The sequence below is a fragment of the Paenibacillus pinisoli genome, assembly GCF_003605435.1.
In the GTDB taxonomy this organism is placed as follows: Bacteria; Bacillota; Bacilli; order Paenibacillales; family Paenibacillaceae; genus Pristimantibacillus; species Pristimantibacillus pinisoli.
In genome coordinates this window covers 1-552 of sequence record NZ_QXQB01000018.1, presented here as the reverse complement: position 1 = coordinate 552, position 552 = coordinate 1, and the positions used below count along the sequence as shown (strand labels likewise).

1 tRNA gene and 2 rRNA genes are annotated in these 552 nt (G+C 49.8%); all 3 read left to right on the top strand.

Annotated elements, in window-relative coordinates:
* A 16S ribosomal RNA gene (locus D3P09_RS27310) occupies positions 1–72 on the top strand; the annotation flags it as partial.
* Positions 73–196: 124 nt separating this feature from the next.
* A tRNA-Ala gene (locus D3P09_RS27305) sits at positions 197–272 on the top strand.
* A 164-nt stretch (positions 273–436) separates the two neighbouring features.
* Positions 437–552 (top strand): 23S ribosomal RNA (locus D3P09_RS27300); the annotation flags it as partial.

Sequence of the window (552 nt, the reverse complement as noted above, 5' to 3'; positions counted from 1 at the left end):
GTGGGGTAGATGATTGGGGTGAAGTCGTAACAAGGTAGCCGTATCGGAAGGTGCGGCTGGATCACCTCCTTTCTAAGGATATACCCGAACCCGATGAGGTTCGGATACAGGAAACGAAAGTTTCCAAAATGTGCGGATAATTGCGCGAAAGCGCCAGACGTGAACCCCATTTGTTCAGCTTTGATGGAATTTGCCTGGGGCCATAGCTCAGCTGGGAGAGCGCCTGCCTTGCAAGCAGGAGGTCAGCGGTTCGATCCCGCTTGGCTCCACCAACAAGTTTCCTGAAAGGGAAAGCTTGATCCATCTATTGTTCCTTGAAAACTGGATAACGAAAGTAACAAGAAGTGTTTGATTCTTATCTTCGGATGAGAAGAAAAACTTCTGCTGAAACATCCTTTAGCATGATTTAAACGTTGGCTTTAAGTCAGCGATACTAGGTTAAGCTAGTAAGAGCGCACGGAGGATGCCTAGGCACCAGGAGCCGAAGAAGGACGTGGCGAACAACGATACCGCCTCGGGGAGCCGTAAGCAGGCTTTGATCCGGGGATTTCC